Raw genomic sequence first — 22,767 nt, 5'->3', positions numbered from 1 at the left:
AGAGGAGATACCGGGCAACAGGACGTTACCCGGTCGTCAATCTTAACGCGTGGCGTTAACCGCCGCAGTCCAGGCCTGATTAAATGCCTGATGCTGAGACGCCAGCGGCCCAATCAGCGAGTTGTACTGGCTCGCCTGCTGAGAGGTCGGGAACTGAATACCGTTGGCCACAAAGCTCACCTGAGTATTCTGCTGCGCGACGAAATCGCCCACCTGCACTAACTGCTGGGTGAAGATCTGCGCGGCTGGGATCAGCGGCTGAATCGCGTTGGCTGGCAGCGTCACGACTTTATTGTAAACCTGGTCAAAGACCGGCTTCAGGTCGTCGCTCTGTTTCAATGCAGAATGCGCGCCATCGGCCTGCATTTTGGCATTTTCCAGCTGCTGGCTCAGCACGCCGAGCGCACCATTAGCCTGACGCAGCGGTTCACGCTGAGTCATGTAATCCTGTGGGACACGAATCGCATTCACGCTGTCCACAACCGGACGCAGACCTGCATCCATTGCCTGGCTCACCTGCTGAGAATAGCCGTAGATAACGGCGTAATCAGAGACGAACGGGCCAAATTGTTTTTTCTGATCGGTGGTCAGCGTTGGCAGACGTTCGCCACTACGCATCACGGAATTTTGCAGGAAGTCGATGAACGCTTTGCGCTGATCGCCTTCTTTATCGAAACACCCACTCAGGCTAACTACCATCAATAACGCCGCAACAGACGCAAACCAGCGAGAGCAGGACTTTCCTGTCGCCATTTTCATACTCCTTCAGCCAAAAAAAGCGCAAACTGGCACACACGTGCCTGACGGTGACAAGGATAGTCCACGAGCGCCTCGCAAGATACCCTTTCCTTCAATCGTGGTGGGAAAAGTCGCACACTTCCTTCTCCTGACGATAATGTTAATTATTTGTTGTATTCATCACAATTTATAAGATTATCCTTTTCAGCAATTTCATTTTTAACTTATTGAATTACGCTTATTTTATCTCCCGGAAAAGCACTGACGTTGCGCCATCGTACGATAATCGCACGCTTCCCCCCGCCACCCCGTTGTCGAAAAAGCGCGCGGATGGTTTGATTGAATGAACGATTAACGGATTTACGTTCGGTAATCGCACATTTTCCTTCCAGGAATCGCGCCATGACCAAGACAACCACCGATATCCAGGCCTTTATCAACGACAATCCGTTCACGAAATACCAGTGGCTGATCCTCGTGCTGTGCTTTACCACCGTGGCGATGGATGGCTTCGATACCGCCATCATCGGCTATATCGCCTCTGACCTTGTGCAGGAATGGGGTGTGCAAAAATCGGCGCTCGGCCCGGTGATGAGTGCTGCGCTGGTTGGACTTGCCGTCGGCGCGCTGACCGCAGGCCCGATGGCAGACCGCATAGGCCGCAAAAAAGTGCTGATCCTCTCCATTCTCGTTTTCGGTGGTTTCAGCCTGCTGACTGCGGCGGCCACCAGCCTGAACCAGTTGACATTGCTACGCTTCCTGACCGGGCTTGGCCTCGGCGCGGCAATGCCTAATGCGGCGACACTGATGAGCGAATATGCACCTGAACGCCGTCGCGCGTTGCTGGTGAACCTGATGTTCGTTGGTTTCCCCATCGGCTCTTCGCTCGGCGGGTTCATTTCTGCCTGGCTTATCCCGCAATACGGCTGGCAGAGCGTGCTGATCCTCGGTGGCGTAATGCCGTTGGTGCTGGCAGTGGTGCTGATTTTCCTGCTGCCGGAATCCGTGCGTTATCTGGTGGCCAAAAACAAATCGCCGTCACAGGTCGCGACGATCCTGCGCCGCATCGCCCCGCTGCCTGCAAAGGCTGACTTTGTGCTGCATGAAGCGGGGAATATGCCGGGTAAATCCGCACTGGGGGTTATCTTCTCGCCGCGTTATGCGTTGGGTACGGTGATGCTCTGCCTGACCTACTTTATGGGCCTGCTGATTTTCTATCTGTTGACCAGTTGGCTGCCGCTGCTTATCCGCGAAACGGGCGCGACCATGAGTCAGGCATCAATCGTCACCGCCCTGTTCCCGCTCGGCGGCGGGATTGGCGTACTGGTGCTCGGCGCGCTGATGGATAAATTTAATCCGAACAAAGTCGTCGCCGTTGGCTGGCTGTTGACGGGCGTGTTCGTCTGTCTGGTCGGTTTCTCCACCAGCAGTCTGGTATTGATGGGCGTAATGGTCTTTATCGCGGGCAGCATCATGAACGGGGCGCAATCTTCCATGCCGGCGCTCGCAGCAGGATTCTACCCAACCCAAGGCCGGGCAACCGGCGTGGCATGGATGCTCGGCATCGGGCGCTTCGGCGGCATTCTCGGGGCCTTCAGCGGCGTGTTCCTGATGCAGGCGCAACTGTCGTTTGAAACCATTTTCATGCTGCTGGCGATCCCGGCGTTACTGTCTGCCAGCGCGCTGATGGTCAAATACGCAATGACCAAACCCAACAGCCGGCCAGGTAACGGCAGCCGTGAAGCCCCTGAGGCGACGCAGAAAGCCTGAGGGTAAAAATAACGGCGGGGCCTCTCCCGCCGTTTGCCACTTTTTTACTTATGATTTACAAAAAAAGTCCTGAACAACTTTCCCGTTTCTTTATCAAATAATTAGTGGCGACTTCGGGCAGGCTGAATCGCATCAAGAGAAATATATCGCACAAATAATCACTCCCGTTACCACCCCTCACCCATTTTACTGACTATTCTTAAAAGGCTCTCAGATGTTCACGATCCCGTTGTGATGTAGAGGAGTTCTCAATGGAATATAAAGATCCTATGTTTGAACTGCTGAGCAGTCTTGAACAGATTGTTTTCAAAGACGATTCACAGAGAATTACCCTGACCCAAAAGCCCACCGCCTTTACCGAGTTTGAGCAACTGCGTAAAGGCTCCGGTTTGAAAATCGATGATTTTGCCCGAGCCATGGGCGTCAGCGTAGCAATGGTTCACGAGTGGGAATCGAGACGAGAGAAACCGTCGCCCGCCGAGCTGAAGCTGATGCGATTGATTCAGGCCGATCCACGATTAAGTCGGCAGTTGATGGAGTAACGTGTTTTGCCACTCCCGGTCAGCACAGCGCCACCGGGAAAAGAAGTGAGTGTTAACTTTTGTGTACCCAGCCCCCGCCATGCGGGGGTTTTGGTTTATAACGCATTGAAAAATAGTTCTGTTTACTGCTATTTCGGCTATAGGATGCGGCGAATCGCCTCGGCATAAACTTCATACTTTTCGCGTTTGCCAACAGCGACGACAAACACCACAATCTGGTCATCAAGAACCTGATAAATCAGGCGATAACCGGACTGTCTAAGTTTAATTTTATAACAGTCCGGCAAGCCACTCAGTTTATTCGCCTCAATCCTCGGAGCGCTGAGGATCGACGACAGCTTCTTTTTAAACTGCTCACGAACGGTTGATCCCAGTTTGCGCCATTCCCTGAGCGCCCGTTCGTCAAAATCCAGAAGATAATCCATTAAAGGTCGTCCAGAGTCACTCTCACTGGTTTCGGATCACGGAGGCGTTCCTTAACAATCTCAAGGAGTTCGGCGTCTTCATCACTGAGTAGCGCCTGTTTAAAAGGAAGACGACCATTGTCAGCGATATATTCAAGCATCAGTCGTAGCGCCTCAGACGGCGTCACGCCCAGCTTTTCAAGGGCTGCGTAAGAGCGGGTCTTCAGGTCATCATCAATACGAAGATTAATGCTTCCCATGGTATTCACCTCGGTGTGTATTTACGTTTGTCATTACAATTATCATGACAAGCTTTATAAATAGCAAGACCGACAGACCAAGTCACGAAGAACCCTGCATTAACCTTATTCTTCATCGGGTTTTGCGAGCATGCTCGTGAAAATGATAATATCCACAACGACATAGCGGAAAAACGTTGTCGTCAGATCGGGTCAGCAGTATTGTCGCCTCGCACCTGCCTATCAGGTGCCGGGATTGACCTCCTGCTAACTTCATCGGCGGCATAGCGCGTTTATGCTGTGCGCTCTGCTACACCTCAATGGTGGGCTGAGTGAGGGCACTTTCGGGTGCGCCGGTATCCGATGAGGCCGGTAAGGTCAACTTCGCTCAGTCTGCCACCAGGTGATTGACCTCACGGGTGGTGGTAATAAAAATCACTCATCGGAGGCTGCCTCTATGGCGATAACCCCAACGCTTGACCACGCTTTACTCAGCGTACCACTGAGTCACACTACTGATTTCACCGAGCTGGCAGACAACTGCGAGCGCTTTGCCGAAGTGATGGTGGAATGCGACGATCCGACACAAAAACTGGCACTCTGCGGACGACTTTCCGCGTGTCTGGCGTTATTACAGCCCACGCTGCTGGAACCCATACCGGATTATTTGAAATCCAGCCTGACCGTAAATGAACCGCCACTATCCCAGCCTGCGTTTGAACCCGAGGCCGATCAGCTCGGGCAATACTGCCAGACGCTCACGCAACTGCTGATAGGCGGTTCACTCAGTCAGACGACCGAACGGGTGATGGGCGATTTGCTCCACGAGCTGGTTTGCTATTTCGCGGGAACGCTTAAAGCACCGCGTTGGCTCAGCACGGAATATGGTGTAGTCAGTCTGGAAGAATGGTACTGATTGCCCGGCGGTGCTGTGCTTGCACGGGCCTACGTGAAAATCGGCACATCCGTAAAAATGCCGACATTGTTATAGCCGGATCGTAGGCCGGGCAAGGCAAAAGCCACCATCCGGCGAACCGAAAACTGATCTGCACAACCGTAACCATAAAAAACCCGCCAGCAGGCGGGTTGGTTTGAAAATAAGATGACGGTGAGGAAGTTCACAAATCACCAGTCGCCATAGGGGTATGTTTTTCCTTTGATGGCATCTTTAGTTTCTTGTGTGTAGCCATCCGGGATATCGTAATCAAAATTTGCCAATGTAATCCCTTTACAGCCATCCAGTTTATCGCCAGACAGCGTGGTGATTTTTTGGGGCTCCACAGGCAAGTTCTCACCTCCCCCTCTATTCTTTTGCAACCAAATTTTGACAGTACCTCCCGGGGCAAGACCAAACAGTAGAGTGCTATACCATATAGTTTCTGCATACCTACTTTTCCCTGAAGATAAGCTCATTCTTTTCCTTAAAGATTCTGAAAACGTGACCCGTGTTTCATACGTTTTTTTATCAATAATCGAATCCCAGCAAAACATCATCACAACCGGTGGATGCAGGGCTTTGTTAAATTGTGCGAAGCGTGTATAGCGTTTATTCCACTTCCCACTGCTTTCAGAATCATTTTCCGTTTTGTCGAGATTACTGAAAGAATAAAGAATTTTTTTAGCATCAATGATTCCAACATACGTCACTCTGGCGGGAAGTGCTTTCGGAGTAAAAAATGCAAACCCCCACTTGCCATATGGCATTTCACCTGTTTCTTCTGGTGTTGTTGGTACGCCCGAATGACAACCAGAGAGCGCCAGGAATAAAATTGCAAAAATTACTCGTGTTCTTTTCATTTTTTATTTCCATCCATGCTTCCAACCATTACATCCAGCCTCACCAATCGCCGTACGGATAAGTTTTTCCTTTTATAAAATCTTCCGTCGTTTTGGTATATCGATAGCCTTGAGTGTGCTGCGTGATGCCTTTGCAGCCCTCTAATTTTTCCCCCGACACTGTGACAATTTTTACCGGTTCTATCGGCAGGCTCCCGTTGCCACCAACTGTATTCTGCAGCCAGATTTTGACCTTCCCTCCAGGAGCAAGTCCAAATAATAAGGTGTTGTACCAAGCTTTTTCGCCGTAGCTATCGAGTCCTGTTGAAACACTCATTCTTTCACGCATCGACTCGGGGAAAATAGCCTTTGTCTCGTAGGTTTTTTTATCTATGGTTGAGTCCCAGCAAATCAGCATAGCAACTGGAGGATGCCGGGCTTTATTGAATAGTGCATGTCGTCTTACTTTGTTACTCCAAGTATCCACTGTTACCCAGCTGTCTTGCACACTATCGAGTGTTCTGAATGAATAAAGGATCTTTCTATTATCAATAATGCCGACATAGACCACATCGGCAGGTAGAGATTTGGGGGTAAAGAAAGCAAACTCCCACATCCCGTAGGGCATTTCACCTGTTCCTTCGGGTGTTGTTGGTTCACCAGAATGGCAGCCAGAGAGCGTCAGAAGTAAAGCAGTTAAAAGCAGTTTTGCTCTTTTCATTTTTTATTTCCATCCATATTGTAAATTGTTCGCTGCCAGTTTTCGTCGGGCCTATTAATAAACCCCAATAGCTCTGACATTGAAGTACCGCCGTAATTTTTACCTTTTCTATCGAAAGTAATACTGTTCCAGCTTGCTGAACAGTGAATTAAGTCGCGAGCGATAAGTTCAATTTCCTGTTGATTAAAACTTACCCCCCCGCCTCCTGAGCGGCTTTCTTTCCCTGCGATGATTGCTTTCTCATTTAGGGCTAATAGATCTGACGAAAGATTTAGCGCATCGTTAGTGCTAAGTTCGTTAAACACCACACCTGCATCCTCTGCCGCCGCAATCATCACCCGCAGTACCACCTTCGACCAATCGTTTTTCACGACCCGCTCTTTCATTGTCAACGCCGCAAATACTCGCTTTTGCATGCCCTTTACGGGGTCTGTTGGCATTCTCTCATCAGCCCAGACGTCTGCGCTGATGTCATTGGTACGTATGATTGGTGCTAATGCGGTGGCAGCCCCAAGTATTGGTAACTGCTGTATTGTGTGATGGTAAGCCCGCGTTTTCTCAGGCGGAGTTGCCAGGGGCACAGTTTCCGCTTCCGGACGAGTCAGATAGACATTTTCGCGCACCGCAGGCAGATAACCGCCGCCGATGTCCGAGTGAACACCAGGCAACGCGAGTTCAGGCCATGCAGGTTTCACACTGTTGAGCGCGAAGTTAAAACGACACTCATGCTGTGCGGTGATATGAAACACTTTTTCCGCAACACCAGGGCGCAGAACGATGTTCACATTGCCGGTATCTGCAGTATGAGGATTCAGACCGTTTTGCGGGGTGCCGATGGCAGCAACGGTATCAAAAATACCGATAAAGCGGGTTTTCCCGGCTGGTGCGCCTGCATATTCAATGCCACTCATACCCTGGCGAATGGCGTTAATAATCGCCACGTCTTGGGATTGTACGCGATTTGCGAAATGACGGGCTGCCGCGGCTCCGCGGCTAAAGCCAAAAATATCAAACTTTAACGAGGTGATTTTGAGTGAAGGTACGGACACAAATTCTCTTATATCATCAAAGAAATTTTTCAATGCCCCTGCAATCTGCTTCACCGCAATATCCGTCTTCGCAATCACCCCGGTATCTGCCACGCCAAAACTGAGGCCGACCATACTGTCCGGTTTTCCCGCTTCGGTGCCGATGCCTTCAATATAAATCGCCGTCTGCGCCTGGCCGGAATCGATCGGCAGGTCCGTTTTGTATAATTGATTCAACCAGTGAATATTCGTATAGCCGCCGGTGTAGCTCGTCGCGCCGGTTCCCGATACGCCCATTTTCTCTTGCGCGGTGCGGGCGAGAATACTTGCGGCATCGGGGTCAGAAAGGTCGAAATGCGCGGCGGTGCAGGCCGTTAGCATATTGAGCGTATTCACCGCGTTATTACCGGTTCCGTCAAAAAAGACGCCAAGAGTTAACGTTATATTACGCTTGTCGGGCTGGCGTATTTCATTCGCCGGAAAAAGCTGCGGGTAATTATCTGGCAGGATCAGGTTGCTGAATTCAGTGTTGGCAATAAGATGTTTACTGCGAATATATTCATAATTGACAGTAATACTTTCTTCATCCAGCTTATCAAGAACAAATGATGTCGAAATGGCCTGAACCGCCGCGCCACGCAGTTCGATATGATAATATTTTTCCAGATGACCGGTTCGACTCACGCGATAAAAGTCGAAGCTAAGCTTGAGCTTCTCGTTGTTGTTTATCGCGTTTGCCAGCAAAGGCGAGCTTTTATCTATTGGTTTGATAAAGCGTAGCCGCTTATCGCTTACACCGTACCCGGAACTTCGGAAGCCGGCATCCAGTTTATTAACCTTGATCTCATTTTCATGTCGATATTGAAAGCGGTTACCCAGTGATTTTTCGGTTCCACAACCAGCTGATATTTCCCCTTGCTGTTCACCCGTCAACCTGAGATAGATAATGTCACTCATTTAATGACGTCCTTTTCATAGATATAAATAATATATTGATGAATACTTTCGCCACGCAGTATAGGCTTTTTATCGGAGCGTATATTGCCGGTCGTGTCATATATCTATTAAAAGCGAGAAAAATAAGAAATAAAAAAACCCGCCAGCAGGCGGGTTGGTTTCAGGCGAATCAGCGATTACTGCAGCAGGGAAATATCCGCTACTTGCAGGAACAACTCGCGCAGTTTGCTGAGCAGCGTCAGACGGTTAATACGCACGTCTTTTTCGTCGGCATTCACCATCACGTTCTCGAAGAACTCATCGACCGGTTCGCGCAGCGAAGCCAGTTCGATTAGCGCGTCCTGATAACGGCTTTCGTCAAAGAACGGCTGCAGTTTATCGCGCAGTACAACCAGATGGGTTGCCAGCTTGATTTCTGCCGCGTCTTTCAGCACCGAGGCGTGAACGGTGTCGTTCAGCACTTCGTCAGATTTCGCCAGAATGTTGGACACGCGCTTGTTGGCGGCGGCCAGAGCAGCGGCTTCTTCCAGCGTACGGAAGTGAGACACCGCTTTCATGCGAGCATCGAAATCTGCCGGACGCGTCGGACGACGCGCCAGCACCGCCTGAATGGTATCAACGGTATAACCTTCGTCCTGATACCACGCGCGGAAACGACCGAGCATGAAGTCGATAACTTCGTCGACGACTTTGATGTTGGTCAGCTTGTCACCGTACAGGCGAACCGCTTCTTCGGTCAGCGTTTGCAGATCGAGGTTCAGGTTCTTCTCAACGATGATGCGCAGTACGCCAAGCGCCGCACGACGCAGGGCAAACGGATCTTTGTCGCCTTTCGGATGCTGACCGATACCGAAGATCCCCGCAAGGGTATCCATCTTATCGGCAATCGCGACAGCGCAAGCCACCGGATTGGACGGCAGATCATCACCGGCAAAGCGCGGCTGGTACTGCTCGTTCAGCGCAACGGCAACGTCTTCGGCTTCGCCGTCGTGACGTGCGTAGTGCATGCCCATGATGCCCTGAGTGTCGGTAAATTCGAACACCATGTTGGTCATCAGGTCGCATTTGGACAACAGGCCCGCACGCGTCGCGTGGTTCACGTCGGTACCAATCTGCCCGGCGATCCAGCCCGCCAGGGCCTGAATGCGGTCAGTTTTGTCGCGCAGCGTGCCAAGCTGTTGCTGGAACAGCACGGTTTGCAGGCGCGGCAGATGGTCTTCCAGACGCTTTTTACGGTCGGTATTGAAGAAGAATTCCGCATCTGCCAGACGCGGACGAACCACTTTCTCGTTACCAGAGATAATCTGCACCGGATCTTTCGACTCGATGTTAGTGACGAAAATGAAGTTCGGCAGCAGTTTGCCGTCGTTGCCATACACCGGGAAGTACTTCTGGTCACCTTTCATGGTGTACACCAGCGCTTCTGCCGGAACGGCGAGGAATTTCTCTTCGAATTTAGCGGTCAGCACCACCGGCCATTCAACCAGTGAAGCGACTTCTTCCAGCAGGCTTTCGCTCAGGTCAGCGTTGCCACCGATTTTGCGCGCCGCTTCTTCTGCATCGGCTTTGATTTTGGCTTTACGCAGTTCGTAATCGGCCATCACTTTGCCGCGTTCCAGCAGAATTTGCGGGTACTGATCGGCATTGTCGATGGTGAATTCTGGCTCGCCCATAAAGCGATGACCGCGAATCACGCGATCGGAGTCGATACCCAGAATGGTTGCCGGAACGACTTTGTCGCCGAGCAGCAGGGTCACGGTGTGCACTGGACGCACGAATTGCACGTCGGACGCACCCCAGCGCATCAGTTTCGGGATAGGCAGTTTAGCAAGCGAGGTGGCAATCATGTTTGGCAGCAACGCTTCCGCGCTTTCGCCTTTCACGTGAGCACGATACAGCAGCCATTCACCTTTATCGGTGACCATACGCTCGGCCTGCTCAACGGTGATACCGCAGCCGCGCGCCCAGCCCTCTGCCGCTTTGCTCGGTTTGCCTTCGGCGTCAAACGCCGCAGAAACCGCCGGGCCGCGTTTTTCAACTTCGCGATCTTGCTGAGATTCAGCCAGCGCCGCGACTTTCAGCGCCAGACGGCGCGGAGCAGCGAACCACTCCACGTTGCCGTGAGCGAGACCGGCGTTATCCAGTTCCGCAGTGACGTTCGCAGCAAAAGATTCCGCCAGGCTGCGCAGGGCTTTTGGTGGCAGCTCTTCAGTGCCGATTTCCACCAGGAAAGTTTTTTCAGACATGGCCGCCTCTTATTTATTCTTGTTGCACATCGGGAAGCCAAGGGCTTCACGGGAAGCGTAATAGGCTTCTGCCACGGCTTTTGTCAGGGTACGAATGCGCAGAATGTAGCGCTGACGCTCGGTGACGGAGATGGCTTTACGCGCATCCAGCAGGTTGAAGCTGTGCGCGGCTTTCAGAATACGCTCGTAGGCAGGCAGCGGCAGTGGGTTTTCCAGCGCCAGCAGCTCTTGCGCTTCTTTCTCATACTGCTCGAAGCAGGAGAACAGGAAGTCGACATCTGCGTATTCGAAGTTATAAGTGGACTGCTCCACTTCGTTCTGATGGAACACGTCACCGTAGGTGGTTTTACCCAACGGGCCGTCATTCCAGACCAGGTCGTAAACGCTGTCTACGCCCTGAATGTACATCGCCAGACGTTCCAGACCGTAGGTGATTTCACCGGTCACCGGCTTACATTCCATGCCGCCAACCTGCTGGAAGTAGGTAAACTGCGTCACTTCCATGCCGTTCAGCCACACTTCCCAGCCCAAACCCCAGGCACCCAGCGTTGGGTTTTCCCAGTTGTCTTCCACGAAGCGAATATCATGGATGGTCGGATCCATACCCAGCTCTTTCAGCGAGCCGAGGTACAGCTCCTGAATGTTGTCCGGTGATGGCTTAATCACGACCTGGAATTGGTAGTAATGCTGTAAACGGTTCGGGTTTTCGCCGTAACGACCGTCGGTTGGGCGGCGAGATGGCTGCACATAAGCAGTGGCCATCGGCTCTGGGCCCAACGCGCGCAGACAGGTCATTGGATGAGAGGTGCCAGCGCCTACTTCCATGTCCAGTGGTTGAACAATGGTGCAGCCCTGACGAGCCCAGTAATCCTGTAAGGTCAGGATCAGGCCCTGGAAAGTCCTGGTATCAAACTTTTGCATATTCTTCTGTGCTGGATACGTGTGGATTTAAGGAAGGGTCAGTATACCCGCTGGCTGCGAGATATACAGTATGAATGGCAGTTGTTCTCGGAAAATTGAGGGAATATTGGGGAAACCTAAGACATTCCCCGCGTTCATCTTCGCCGCTTAGCGCATCGAAAGGTGCAGAAACTGACCGTCTGAATCGAAAGAACAGACGAAGTTCTCTTTCTGGGGAGTAAAGCCGCGCAGCTCATAGCTGCCCTGGAACTGCTCAAAACCGGTCACATCGACTTGCTGTGCATCGGTGTTATAGCGCTGCGCTGCGTTGTCCTTGCACAACTGTTCCATGTTCAGTGAACTCGCCGGGGACATTTTCGCTCGCTGCGCTTTCTGTTCTGGAGCCTGTGGAGAACTGCACCCAGCCAGGAGAGCGACCAGCAGTAAGGGCATGTAATACTTCATCATCATTTTTAATTACGGCCTTATTCTTTGCCTGTTATTGTCATTTTAAGACTAGATGGTTTTTCTGACCCCGCATTCTGCAAATCCGTTCCCTTGTCGACAAGATATCGGCGACAAACTCAGATTTTTCTTCGGAAACAGCGGCTACAATCACAGGTCAGAGTTTTATCGCCTTAACACTGAGGAACGGATGTCGGGAAAGATTAGCTGGATAACCAACCTGCGAGGGATTGCCTGTCTGATGGTGGTGATGATCCATACCACCACCTGGTATGTCACCAACGCCCACAGCATCACTGCGCTCAACTGGGATATCGCCAACTTTCTGAATTCCGCCTCCCGCGTCAGCGTGCCGCTGTTTTTCATGATTTCCGGCTATCTGTTTTTTGGCGAACGCAGCGCCGAGCCGCGCCACTTCCTGCGCATCGGCCTGTGTCTGCTGTTTTACAGTGCAGTGGCGCTGACGTATATCCTTTTGTTTACGCACATTAATGCCGGGTTGTCGTTGAAATACCTGCTGCAAAAACCGGTGTTCTATCATCTCTGGTTTTTCTTCGCGATTTTCGTGATTTATCTGCTTTCACCGCTGATCCAGGTGAAAAGCGTGAATGGCTGGATGTTACTGGCGTTGATGCTCGTCCTCGGCATCGTGGCGAACCCGAATACCGTCCCGCTAAAAACGGGCGGGTTTGAGTGGCTGCCAGTGAACTTGTATATCGATGGCGACACGTTTTATTACGTGCTGTATGGCCTGCTAGGGCGCGCATTAGGCATGATGAATACCGACAAAAAACCGCTGACGCTTCTCTGCGCGGGCTTGTTCGCCGCATCAGTTTGGGTGATTTCTCGCGGTACGTTGCATGAGCTGAAATGGCGCGGCAATTTCGCCGATACCTGGTATTTGTATGCCGGGCCGATGGTGTTTATCTGCGCCGTCACACTTTTTACGTTTGTGAAAGACACGCTAAATAGCCGCGAACTGCCGGGATTACGCACCATTTCTCAGCATTCCTTGGGCATTTACGGTTTTCACGCGTTGATCATTCACGCACTGCGATCCAATGGCATAGAGCTGAAAAACTGGCCGTTGCTGGATATTCTGTGGATTTTCGCCGCGACGCTGGCGGGCAGCCTGCTTCTGTCAATGCTGGTGCAGCGTATCGACACTCGTCGACTGGTCAGCTAGCGCCCTTTGGCGTGCGCGGTGCAACTGGCGGGCCGAGGTAAAGCCCGCCGCCTGTGCCGCCTGCTCCACTCCACTGCCCTGCAGCAAGCGCTGTTCTGCCAACGCCAGCCGCAGTTGTTCCAGATAATCACGCACACTTATCCCTAAATGCTGTTTAAAAAGGCGTGTCAAATGACGCGGCGTAACATGCGCCCGTTCGGCAATATCCACCAGCGGCCACGACCGCTGCGGTGCAGCCGTTAAGGCATCCTGCGCCCGATGAATAGCCGGATGGAGATGATTGCGATAACGCAGCCACGGCGAAAGCTGCGGGTCATCGCCGGAGCGGCGAAACCACACCACCATTTCGCGTGCGACCGACATCGCGCGCTCCGGGCCGTACAGTCGGTTAATCAGATGCAACGCCAAATCGATACCAGAAGTGATCCCGGCGCTGGTCCAGATGCCTTTGTCTTCAATAAAAATACGGTTCTCTTTGACTATCGCACCCGGCGCGGCGGCCTTCAGACGTGAAATTACATCGTGATGTGTGGTGCATTGCACGCCGTGCAGCAGTCCGGCTTTCGCCGCCAGCAAGGAACCTGAGCACACGCACATCAGCGTGAGTTGCCCGCTGTGTATCATCGGCTGCTGACGTGTCAGCCAGCGGCGCACGAGTTCGGCCTGCGATGTGGAAAAGAACTGGTTTGAATCGCAAACGCCGGGCAGCACCAGCAAACTGCCCGTCGGGAGCGTATCTGGCAGCGGCTGAATGTTGCCCATCGTCATGCCAATGGATGTCGGCACCTGTTCGTCCGGCCCGATGTAGTGCAGGCGAAACGCATCCCCCGCCAGCACAAAGGTTTCTGCCGGGCCTGTCATATCAAGCGATAGCACGCCGGGCAGCATCACGAACCAGACATCGGTTGTCATAGCGATTCAAGTGTCTCCGTTACGGTTTTCACGTTGGCAAAGCGCCCTTCCAGCACGGTTTCAGTGCGGTGGCGCAGCGTTTCTACATCCAAAGTAACGCCTTTGTGGGTCATCGGGAAGGTTAGCGTCGCTTCAGTGACGAACGTTACCCGATAACCGAGATCCGACGCCACGCGCGCCGTGGTTTCACAGCACTGTTCGGTGCGCAGGCCGCTGATAATCAAGTGGTTAATATCACGACTACGCAACCAGTGGTCCAGCCCGGTGTCGGTAAAAGCATTATGCACATGTTTAAAAAAAGTGACGTCTGGCTGATGGCGTAAAAAGGACATCGGTGTGACGAAACCGCTTTCCAGAGAAAACGGCCCCTGGTCATCCACGTGGAAGATATCCACAATCGGGATATCACGCTGCTGGCAGCCCGCAATCAGTTTCAGCATGGCGGCCTGAAAGGCTGATAAATCTTCCGTTTGCCAGAAAGGACGGTGTTCGAATGATTGCTGAGTATCGATGTTTATCAGAGCGGTGCGGGACATAATCAGACTCCTTTTCGTGTTGGTGTAAAACCATTGTGGACACGAAAAGGGGTCTTGCGAATGTCAAAAAAGGACAGCTACCCGCGCATTCAGGACATCAACGGTTTGAGCTGCTGATAAAGCTGACGGAAGGTTTCCCGGCGAGGAGCATAGGCGCCATTTTTGGCCGCATCCGGTTGATGGGTTTGTTCCAGCGTCAGTTGCGGCAACAACGACGAAACGGATCCGCCCGGATGCATCGCCAACTGTGCCAGGCGCGCCGCACCGAGCGCAGGGCCAACATCACCACCGGTACGGTATTCCAGCGCAATCCCGCTGATATCGGCCAGCATCTGACGCCAGTAGGCACTGCGCGCGCCACCGCCAATCAGCGTCACGCTTTTCGGTGTAATCCCGCAGCCATGTACCACATCCATGCCGTCTGCCAGTGCAAAACCCACGCCTTCCAGCACGGATAGCGCCAGCTCTGCCGGGCCGTGCTGATGGGTCAGGCCGAAGAACACCCCTTTCGCATTCGGATTGTTGTGCGGGGTACGCTCGCCGGAAAGATATGGCAGGAACCACACCGGGTCAGCATTTTTATCAGCCGTTTGCGCCGCTGCCAGCAGCGAAGGTACATCACCAAGCCCGGTCAGTTTTGCCGCCCAGTCGAGACACGACGCAGCGCTGAGCATCACCGACATTAAATGCCAGCGCCCCGGCAACGAATGGCAGAAGCTATGTACTGCGCTTTCTGGTTTACTGAGGAACCCGTTACTGACGGCGAAATACACGCCGGACGTGCCAAGCGACAGCATCGCCTGACCAGCATCGGCCATTCCGACACCCACGGCGCCTGCGGCGTTATCGCCGCCGCCCGCCACCACTGGCACGGCTGGCATGTTCCACGCCTGCGCCACTGATGGCAACAACGACCCAGTGATTTCGCTCCCTTCAAACAACGCAGGCATGTTGTCACGACTGAGACCGCACGCCTGAAGCATTTCGTCACTCCAGTCGCGTTTCGCCACGTCCATCCACATCGTGCCCGCGGCGTCTGACATATCGCTGGCAAACTCGCCCGTCATTCGCAGACGCAGATAATCTTTCGGTAACAGCACCTTATCGACCTGCGCAAAAACCTCTGGTTCATGGCGTTTGACCCACAGCAGCTTTGGCGCGGTAAAACCGGGCATCATTAGATTACCGGTGATTTCCCGCGAGCGAGGCACTGCCGATTCAAGCAGCGAACACTCTTCACCGCAGCGCCCGTCATTCCACAAAATGGCCGGACGCAGCACGCGTTGCTGTTTATCCAGCAGCGTCGCACCGTGCATCTGCCCGGCGATACCCAACGCTTTCACTTGCGCCAGAGAGTGCTGAACACTCAGTGCTTTCATGGCGCTGTCTGTTGCCTGCCACCAGTTCTCAGGATCCTGCTCGGACCAAAGCGGATGCGGGCGCGAAACGGTGAGTTTCTCGGTATGCGAGGCAAGCACATCGCCCTGCTCATTGAGCAGAATCACTTTCACCCCGGAGGTGCCAAGATCGATCCCGATATACATAGTGACGATTCCTTGATTAAACATGCCCGGTGGCGCTGTCGCTTACCGGGCCTACAAGGCCTACGGGGAATCTTTTGGCTTTTGTAGGCCGGCGAACAGCAGACGCTTACTTGTCAAACAGGTAATGATTGACCAGATTTTCCAGCAGCTCCTGATGCCCGCTATGATGCTGCGGCATCAGGTTATTCTGTTCAGCGTACTTCGCAATGTCTGTCAGCGACATCTGCCCTTTCAGGATCTGCTGGCCGAGCTCACCATTCCAGCCCGCATAGCGACGCGCCACGCGTTTGTCCAGCTCGCCATCTTCAATCATGCGTGCCGCCACTTTCAGCGACAGCGCCATGGTGTCCATCGCGCCAATATGACCATAGAACAGATCATATTTATCGGTGCTCTGACGGCGCACTTTGGCATCAAAGTTCAGGCCGCCGGTAGTGAAGCCGCCAGCTTTGATGATTTCATACATCACCAGCGCATTTTCTTCCACGCTGTTCGGGAACTGGTCGGTATCCCAGCCGAGCTGTGCGTCGCCTCGGTTCGCATCGACAGAACCGAACAAACCGAGCGCGATGGCGGTCGCAATTTCATGGTGGAAAGAGTGCCCTGCCAGCGTGGCGTGGTTGGCTTCGATATTGAGCTTAATCTCTTTTTCCAGACCGAACTGCTTGAGGAAGCCGTAAACGGTGGAGGCATCGTAATCGTACTGATGTTTCGTCGGCTCTTGTGGTTTCGGTTCAATCAGCAGCGTGCCGCGGAAACCGATTTTATGTTTGTGCTCAACCACCATCTGCATGAAGCGGCCAATCTGCTCGCGCTCCTGACGCAAGTCAGTATTCAACAGGGTTTCGTAACCTTCACGCCCACCCCACAGCACGTAGTTTTCACCGCCGAGCTGATGGGTCGCGTTCATCGCCGTCACCACTTGTGTCGCGGCCCAACTGAACACTTCCGGGTCTGGATTCGTCGCCGCGCCTGCACCATAACGCGGGTTGGTGAAGCAGTTCGCCGTCCCCCACAGCAGCTTCACGCCGCTCTGCTGCTGTTTTTCTGCCAGCACATCAACCATCTGCGCAAAGTTATTCAGATACTCTTTCAGCGTGGCGCCTTCCGGGGACACATCCACATCGTGGAAGCAGTAATACGGCACATTCAGTTTATGGAAGAACTCAAACGCCACGTCTGCTTTACGTTTAGCCAGCGCCAGGGCTTCGCCTGGCTGTTGCCACGGGCGGTCAAAAGACCCTACGCCGAACATGTCCGCGCCGTTCCAGCAGAAGGTGTGCCAGTAGCACGCCGCAAACCGCAGGTGATCTTCCATGCGCTTGCCGAGCACCAGCTCGTCCGGGTTGTAGTGGCGGAATGCCAGCGGATTTTGCGATTTCGGGCCTTCATAACGAACACGATCGAGTTGGTCGAAATAAGCTTGCATAATTGAACTCCATTAGACGCGGCGAATACCAGGTTGTGGCGTAATACTGTTACCAGTTTTACGGTTGCTCAATTACGTTATTTCACACTGCGATTAAGAGAATCCACAAACGTGCGCTGGCTCGCAAAATAATCGCCCCTCGTCGACTTTTACGATCATGCTTCCATACATCCATGCAACGAATGGCTGAAACGATTTAAAATCAGATCACGGTCATAAATTAGCAAATAAACCAAATATCGTAACCAGAAGATAAAAATCTATAATTGCCATAAATCCTTCCCGTGCTAAAAATTTGCTGCGTATCCGTCATGTCTGTTTCTTTTATCGCCAATCTCAACACCCTACAATCAAAAGGCCCTACGATGATGAAGATAAAGAATCTCTGCCTCACGCTGTGCGCTTCGCTTCTGCTGACAAGCTTTGCGGGCATCGCCAAAGAAGTGAAAATCGGGATGGCTATCGACGACCTGCGTCTTGAACGCTGGCAAAAGGATCGCGATATATTTGTCAGCAAAGCCGAATCATTAGGCGCAAAAGTATTTGTGCAATCAGCCAACGGTAACGAAGAAACACAGATGTCGCAGATTGAAAATATGATTAATCGCGGCGTCGATGTGCTGGTTATTATTCCTTACAATGGTCAGGTTTTAAGTAATGTCATTAAAGAAGCCAAACAAGAAGGCATTAAAGTCTTAGCCTATGACCGCATGATTAATAATGCAGATATCGATTTTTATATTTCCTTCGATAATGAAAAAGTCGGCGAAATGCAGGCCAAAAGCCTTGTCGATAAAGTGCCACAGGGCAACTACTTCCTGATGGGCGGCTCGCCGGTTGATAACAACGCCAAACTGTTCCGCGCCGGGCAGATGAAAGTCTTAAAACCGTATATCGACGACGGCAAAATCAAGGTGGTCGGCGATCAATGGGCTGACGGTTGGTTGCCGGAAAATGCGCTGAAAATCATGGAAAACGCGCTGACTGCCAACAATAACAAGATAGATGCCGTGGTGGCGTCCAACGATGCAACGGCTGGCGGGGCCATTCAGGCACTGAGCGCGCAAGGGCTGGCGGGTAAAGTCGCCATTTCTGGCCAGGATGCCGATCTCGCAGGCGTTAAACGCATTATCGCAGGCACGCAGACCATGACGGTCTATAAGCCGATCACTCAACTCGCCAACACTGCTGCCGAAATAGCGGTGGAGCTTGGCAATGGTCAACAACCTAAATCCGACACCACGCTGAATAACGGTCTAAAAGATGTGCCTGCGCGTCTGTTAACGCCGATTGAAGTCAATAAAACCAATATTGACAGCACCGTGATTAAAGACGGCTTCCACAAGAAGAGCGAACTGTAATTCCGCGCGCCCCTTTCGCGAGGGGCGTTTCCCCTTTATGTGGAACGCTTCGTGGAGCCAACATGCCTTATTTATTAGAAATGAAGAGCATTACCAAAGCCTTCGGGTCAGTGAAAGCGGTGGATAATGTCAGCCTGCGTCTGAACGCCGGAGAAGTGGTTTCCCTGTGCGGTGAGAACGGCTCGGGAAAATCGACGCTGATGAAAGTGCTGTGCGGCATTTATCCTCACGGCAGTTATGACGGCGAGATTGTCTTTGCCGGAGAGCCGGTGCAAGCCGCGCATATTCGCGACACCGAACGTCGGGGTATCGCCATTATTCATCAGGAACTGGCGCTGGTTAAGCATTTAACGGTGCTGGAAAATATCTTTCTGGGTGCGGAAATCAGCCGCTTCGGCGTTCTCGATTACGACCAGATGACCCTTCGCTGCGAGAAACTGCTCGCCCAGGTGAGCCTTGCTATTTCGCCTGACACGCGCGTCGGCGATTTAGGGCTGGGGCAGCAACAGCTAGTTGAAATCGCCAAAGCGCTCAACAAGCAGGTGCGGCTGCTGATCCTCGATGAACCCACTGCCTCGTTGACCGAACAGGAAACGGCAATCCTGCTGAATATTATTCGCGACCTGCAAAACCACGGCATCGCCTGCATCTACATTTCGCACAAGCTGAATGAAGTGAAGGCCATTTCCGACACTATCTGTGTGATTCGCGACGGGCAGCACATCGGCACTCGTGATGCCAGCGGCATGAGCGAAGACGACATCATCACTATGATGGTGGGACGCGAACTGACAGCACTCTACCCGAGCGAGCCACACACGCCGGGTGATGAGATCCTGCGCGTTGAACATCTCACCGCCTGGCATCCTGTTAATCGCCACATCAAACGAGTGAATGACATTTCCTTTTCCCTGCGGCGCGGGGAAATTCTCGGCATCGCCGGCCTGGTTGGGGCCGGACGCACCGAGGCCGTTCAGTGCTTGTTTGGCGTCTGGCGGGGTCGTTGGGAAGGGAAAGTGTTTATCGACGGTAAAGCGGTGAACATTGCGAACTGCCAACAGGCGATTGCCCACGGCATTGCGATGGTGCCTGAGGATCGCAAAAAAGACGGCATCGTGCCGGTGATGGCAGTCGGGAGGAACATCACTTTGGCTGCACTCAATCAGTTCTCCGGGCCGTTAAGCGCGCTCGACGACGCCGCAGAACAGAACTGTATCCTGCAATCGATCTCACGCCTGAAAGTCAAAACCTCAACGCCAGAGTTGGCGATTGGCCGACTCAGCGGCGGCAATCAGCAGAAGGCGATCCTGGCTCGCTGTCTGCTCCTCAACCCACGCATTCTGATCCTCGATGAACCGACGCGCGGGATCGATATCGGGGCGAAATACGAAATCTACAAATTGATAAATCAACTGGTGCAGCAAGGCATCGCGGTGATCGTCATCTCTTCCGAACTGCCGGAAGTGCTGGGACTGAGCGACCGCGTGCTGGTGATGCACGAAGGCAAACTGAAAGCGGATCTGGTCAACGATAACCTGACCCAGGAACAAGTCATGGAAGCAGCCCTGAGGAGTGAACGTCATGTCGAAAAACACGCCGTCTGAACTGAAGCTCGACGCGCAATCCCCTGCCGCTTTCACAGGGCTAAAAAACCTCAATTTGCAGGTGTTTGTGATGATCGCGGCAATCGTCGCCATCATGCTGTTCTTTACCTGGACCACTGACGGCTCGTACCTCAGCGCGCGTAACGTCTCAAACCTGCTGCGCCAGACCGCCATCACCGGCATTCTGGCGGTGGGAATGGTGTTCGTGATTATCTCTGCGGAAATTGACCTGTCGGTAGGCTCGATGATGGGTCTGCTCGGGGGCGTAGCGGCGATTTTCGACGTCTGGCTCGGCTGGCCTTTACCGCTGACGATTGTGGTGACATTAGCGCTGGGTCTGGTGTTAGGTGCCTGGAACGGATGGTGGGTCGCCTATCGTAAAGTGCCTTCGTTTATTGTGACGCTGGCAGGCATGCTGGCGTTTCGCGGCATTCTGATTGGCATCACCAACGGCACTACTGTATCGCCCACCAGCCCGGCGATGTCGCAAATCGGGCAGAGTTATCTGCCGGACGGCATTGGCTTCATCATTGGTGTACTGGGGCTGATGGCTTTTGTAGCCTGGCAATGGCGTGGGCGGATGCGCCGTCAAGCGCTGGGGCTGACGAACCCGGCCTCCACTCGCGTAGTGGGTCGCCAGGCATTCACTGCGATTATCGCGCTCGGCGCTATCTGGATGCTGAACGATTATCGCGGGGTGCCAACGCCTGTGCTGTTACTCGCACTGCTGCTGTTAGCCGGGATGTTTATGGCTACGCGCACCGCTTTTGGTCGCCGTATTTACGCCATCGGTGGCAACCTGGAAGCAGCGCGGTTGTCGGGCATCAATGTCGAACGCACCAAACTGGCGGTGTTCGCGATTAACGGCCTGATGGTGGCGATTGCCGGGCTGATTCTGAGCTCACGCCTCGGGGCCGGTTCTCCTTCTGCCGGGAACATTGCTGAACTCGATGCTATCGCCGCTTGTGTGATTGGCGGCACCAGCCTCGCAGGCGGCGTGGGCAGTGTTGCAGGCGCGGTGATGGGGGCGTTTATCATGTCGGCGTTAGACAACGGAATGAGCATGATGGACGTGCCCACTTTCTGGCAATATATCGTTAAGGGCGCCATTTTGCTGCTGGCGGTATGGATGGATTCTGCCACCAAGCGACGGGCCTGATCGCGACTGTTTCCGCTACGATGGCGACACTTTCGGGTGCCGCCATTCTTGTCTCTTCAGGAATGCAAAATATGTTTGAAAAGCGCCACCGGGTCACGCTGTTATTCAATGCCAACAAAGCCTACGACCGCCAGGTGGTTGAGGGCGTGGGTGAATATTTGCAGGCGTCGCAGTCGGAATGGGACATTTTTATCGAAGAGGATTTTCGCGCCCGCATTGAAAATATCAAAGAATGGCTCGGCGACGGCGTGATTGCCGATTTTGATGACCCGATCATTGAAGCCATGCTCCGCGATGTGGACGTGCCTATCGTCGGCGTGGGTGGCTCTTATCACCGTCCGGATCAATATCCAGCCGTGCATTACATCGCGACCGACAACCACGCGTTGGTGGAGAGCGCTTTCCTGCATTTGAAGGAAAAAGGCGTTCACCGTTTTGCTTTTTATGGTTTGCCCTCGTCCAGCGGCAAGCGTTGGGCAATGGAGCGCGAACATGCGTTTTGCAAGATAGTGGCGAAAGAGAAATACCGTGGCGTGGTGTACCAGGGTCAGGAAACTGCGCCGGAAAACTGGCAGCACGCGCAAAACCGGCTTGCGGACTGGCTGCAAACGCTGCCGCCGCAAACCGGGATTATTGCGGTGACCGACGCGCGTGCGCGCCACATTCTGCAAGCCTGTGAGCATTTGCATATTCCGGTGCCGGAAAAGCTGTGTGTGATTGGTATTGATAACGAAGAACTGACCCGTTACCTGTCGCGCGTGGCGCTCTCTTCCGTGGCGCAAGGCACACGTCAGATGGGCTATCAAGCCGCCAAACTGTTACACCGTTTGCTGGATAACGAAGCACTGCCGCTACAGCGGCTATTGGTGCCGCCAGTGCGTGTGATTGAGCGCCGCTCTACGGATTATCGCTCGCTTGACGACCCGGCGGTGATTCAGGCCATGCACTACATCCGCAATAACGCCTGCAAAGGCATTAAGGTCGAACAAGTGTTGGATGCCGTTGGGATTTCCCGCTCGAATCTGGAGAAGCGCTTTAAAGAGGAGGTCGGCGAGACCATTCACGCAGTCATTCACAGCGAAAAACTGGAAAAAGCGCGCAGCCTGTTGGTGTCGACTTCGTTGTCGATTAACGAGATATCGCAAATGTGCGGCTACCCGTCACTGCAATATTTTTATTCAGTCTTTAAGAAAGAGTATGACACCACGCCGAAAGAGTATCGCGAGCGGTTCGGGGAAGCGCTGGTGTAG

Annotated in this window: 21 protein-coding genes; 8 read left to right on the top strand and 13 right to left on the bottom strand. The window is 53.1% G+C overall.

What is annotated here, in order from left to right:
• Positions 1-42: 42 nt before the first annotated feature.
• Positions 43-753, bottom strand: coding sequence for a DUF3053 domain-containing protein (locus VH187_RS11505; protein WP_329701582.1), 711 nt, complete (start codon positions 751-753; stop codon positions 43-45).
• A 387-nt stretch (positions 754-1,140) separates the two neighbouring features.
• On the opposite strand from VH187_RS11505, the gene VH187_RS11500 reads away from it, so the two are divergent.
• The gene (locus VH187_RS11500) at positions 1,141-2,508 is read left to right on the top strand and encodes an MFS transporter (protein WP_329701581.1); all 1,368 of its coding nucleotides are present in this window, start codon (positions 1,141-1,143) and stop codon (positions 2,506-2,508) included.
• A 251-nt stretch (positions 2,509-2,759) separates the two neighbouring features.
• Entirely contained in the window at positions 2,760-3,050 is a 291-nt protein-coding gene (locus VH187_RS11495; protein WP_329701580.1) for an HTH-type transcriptional regulator, read from the top strand.
• A gap of 137 nt (positions 3,051-3,187) precedes the next feature.
• On the opposite strand, the gene VH187_RS11490 is transcribed toward VH187_RS11495, so the two are convergent.
• On the bottom strand, positions 3,188-3,475 hold the full coding sequence (locus VH187_RS11490; protein WP_329701579.1) for a type II toxin-antitoxin system RelE family toxin: 288 nt from the start codon (positions 3,473-3,475) through the stop codon (positions 3,188-3,190).
• Entirely contained in the window at positions 3,475-3,714 is a 240-nt protein-coding gene (locus VH187_RS11485; protein ID WP_329701578.1) for a type II toxin-antitoxin system RelB/DinJ family antitoxin, read from the bottom strand. The genes VH187_RS11490 and VH187_RS11485 overlap by 1 nt, the downstream gene beginning before the upstream one ends.
• Positions 3,715-4,150: 436 nt before the next feature.
• On the opposite strand from VH187_RS11485, the gene VH187_RS11480 reads away from it, so the two are divergent.
• A complete protein-coding gene (locus VH187_RS11480) occupies positions 4,151-4,609 on the top strand; it encodes a hypothetical protein (RefSeq protein WP_329701577.1) in 459 nt (152 codons plus the stop codon).
• Positions 4,610-4,818: 209 nt separating this feature from the next.
• Here VH187_RS11480 and VH187_RS11475 read toward each other — a convergent pair whose 3' ends face one another.
• The 6 genes from VH187_RS11475 to VH187_RS11450 all read right to left on the bottom strand — a co-directional run bounded on the left by VH187_RS11475 (position 4,819) and on the right by VH187_RS11450 (position 11,792).
• Positions 4,819-5,490 (bottom strand): DUF2931 family protein, encoded by a 672-nt coding sequence (locus VH187_RS11475; protein WP_329701576.1) that lies wholly within the window; start codon positions 5,488-5,490, stop codon positions 4,819-4,821.
• Positions 5,491-5,530: 40 nt separating this feature from the next.
• The gene (locus VH187_RS11470; protein ID WP_329701575.1) at positions 5,531-6,190 is read right to left on the bottom strand and encodes a DUF2931 family protein; all 660 of its coding nucleotides are present in this window, start codon (positions 6,188-6,190) and stop codon (positions 5,531-5,533) included.
• Positions 6,187-8,175 carry a type VI secretion system tube protein TssD gene (gene tssD / locus VH187_RS11465; RefSeq protein ID WP_329701574.1) on the bottom strand — a complete coding sequence of 663 codons (1,989 nt, stop codon included), beginning with the start codon at positions 8,173-8,175 and terminating at the stop codon, positions 6,187-6,189. The genes VH187_RS11470 and tssD overlap by 4 nt, the downstream gene beginning before the upstream one ends.
• Positions 8,176-8,351: 176 nt before the next feature.
• Complete coding sequence (gene glyS, locus VH187_RS11460) at positions 8,352-10,421, bottom strand: glycine--tRNA ligase subunit beta (protein WP_329701573.1); 2,070 nt, start codon at positions 10,419-10,421, stop codon at positions 8,352-8,354.
• Positions 10,422-10,430: 9 nt separating this feature from the next.
• Positions 10,431-11,342 carry a glycine--tRNA ligase subunit alpha gene (gene glyQ / locus VH187_RS11455; RefSeq protein ID WP_329701572.1) on the bottom strand — a complete coding sequence of 304 codons (912 nt, stop codon included), beginning with the start codon at positions 11,340-11,342 and terminating at the stop codon, positions 10,431-10,433.
• 147 nt (positions 11,343-11,489) lie between these two features.
• A complete protein-coding gene (locus VH187_RS11450) occupies positions 11,490-11,792 on the bottom strand; it encodes a YsaB family lipoprotein (RefSeq protein ID WP_329701571.1) in 303 nt (100 codons plus the stop codon).
• 184 nt (positions 11,793-11,976) lie between these two features.
• On the opposite strand from VH187_RS11450, the gene VH187_RS11445 reads away from it, so the two are divergent.
• Positions 11,977-12,972, top strand: a complete 996-nt coding sequence (locus VH187_RS11445; RefSeq protein ID WP_329701570.1) for an acyltransferase — start codon at positions 11,977-11,979, stop codon at positions 12,970-12,972.
• On the opposite strand, the gene VH187_RS11440 is transcribed toward VH187_RS11445, so the two are convergent.
• The 4 genes from VH187_RS11440 to xylA all read right to left on the bottom strand — a co-directional run bounded on the left by VH187_RS11440 (position 12,928) and on the right by xylA (position 17,393).
• The gene (locus tag VH187_RS11440) at positions 12,928-13,884 is read right to left on the bottom strand and encodes a GlxA family transcriptional regulator (RefSeq protein ID WP_329701569.1); all 957 of its coding nucleotides are present in this window, start codon (positions 13,882-13,884) and stop codon (positions 12,928-12,930) included. The two genes, VH187_RS11445 and VH187_RS11440, sit on opposite strands and share 45 nt — an antisense overlap.
• Positions 13,881-14,420, bottom strand: a complete 540-nt coding sequence (locus VH187_RS11435; protein ID WP_329701568.1) for an isochorismatase family protein — start codon at positions 14,418-14,420, stop codon at positions 13,881-13,883. The genes VH187_RS11440 and VH187_RS11435 overlap by 4 nt, the downstream gene beginning before the upstream one ends.
• 89 nt (positions 14,421-14,509) lie before the next feature.
• A complete protein-coding gene (xylB, locus tag VH187_RS11430; protein WP_329701567.1) occupies positions 14,510-15,964 on the bottom strand; it encodes a xylulokinase in 1,455 nt (484 codons plus the stop codon).
• Between the two features lie 106 nt (positions 15,965-16,070).
• Positions 16,071-17,393: a xylose isomerase gene (xylA, locus tag VH187_RS11425; RefSeq protein ID WP_329701566.1), complete on the bottom strand. Its 1,323-nt coding sequence runs from the start codon at positions 17,391-17,393 to the stop codon at positions 16,071-16,073.
• Between the two features lie 368 nt (positions 17,394-17,761).
• On the opposite strand from xylA, the gene xylF reads away from it, so the two are divergent.
• The 4 genes from xylF (at position 17,762) to xylR (ending at position 22,767) form a co-directional block, all read left to right on the top strand.
• Complete coding sequence (gene xylF, locus VH187_RS11420; protein WP_329701598.1) at positions 17,762-18,754, top strand: D-xylose ABC transporter substrate-binding protein; 993 nt, start codon at positions 17,762-17,764, stop codon at positions 18,752-18,754.
• A gap of 62 nt (positions 18,755-18,816) precedes the next feature.
• On the top strand, positions 18,817-20,358 hold the full coding sequence (locus tag VH187_RS11415; protein ID WP_329701565.1) for a xylose ABC transporter ATP-binding protein: 1,542 nt from the start codon (positions 18,817-18,819) through the stop codon (positions 20,356-20,358).
• Positions 20,336-21,517: a xylose ABC transporter permease XylH gene (gene xylH / locus VH187_RS11410; RefSeq protein WP_329701564.1), complete on the top strand. Its 1,182-nt coding sequence runs from the start codon at positions 20,336-20,338 to the stop codon at positions 21,515-21,517. The genes VH187_RS11415 and xylH overlap by 23 nt, the downstream gene beginning before the upstream one ends.
• 71 nt (positions 21,518-21,588) lie before the next feature.
• The gene (gene xylR / locus VH187_RS11405; RefSeq protein ID WP_329701563.1) at positions 21,589-22,767 is read left to right on the top strand and encodes a D-xylose utilization transcriptional activator XylR; all 1,179 of its coding nucleotides are present in this window, start codon (positions 21,589-21,591) and stop codon (positions 22,765-22,767) included.

Origin of the sequence: Scandinavium sp. (genome assembly GCF_036271055.1) — a bacterium.
In the GTDB taxonomy this organism is placed as follows: Bacteria; Pseudomonadota; Gammaproteobacteria; order Enterobacterales; family Enterobacteriaceae; genus Scandinavium.
This window is presented reverse-complemented; position numbering and strand designations above follow the sequence as displayed.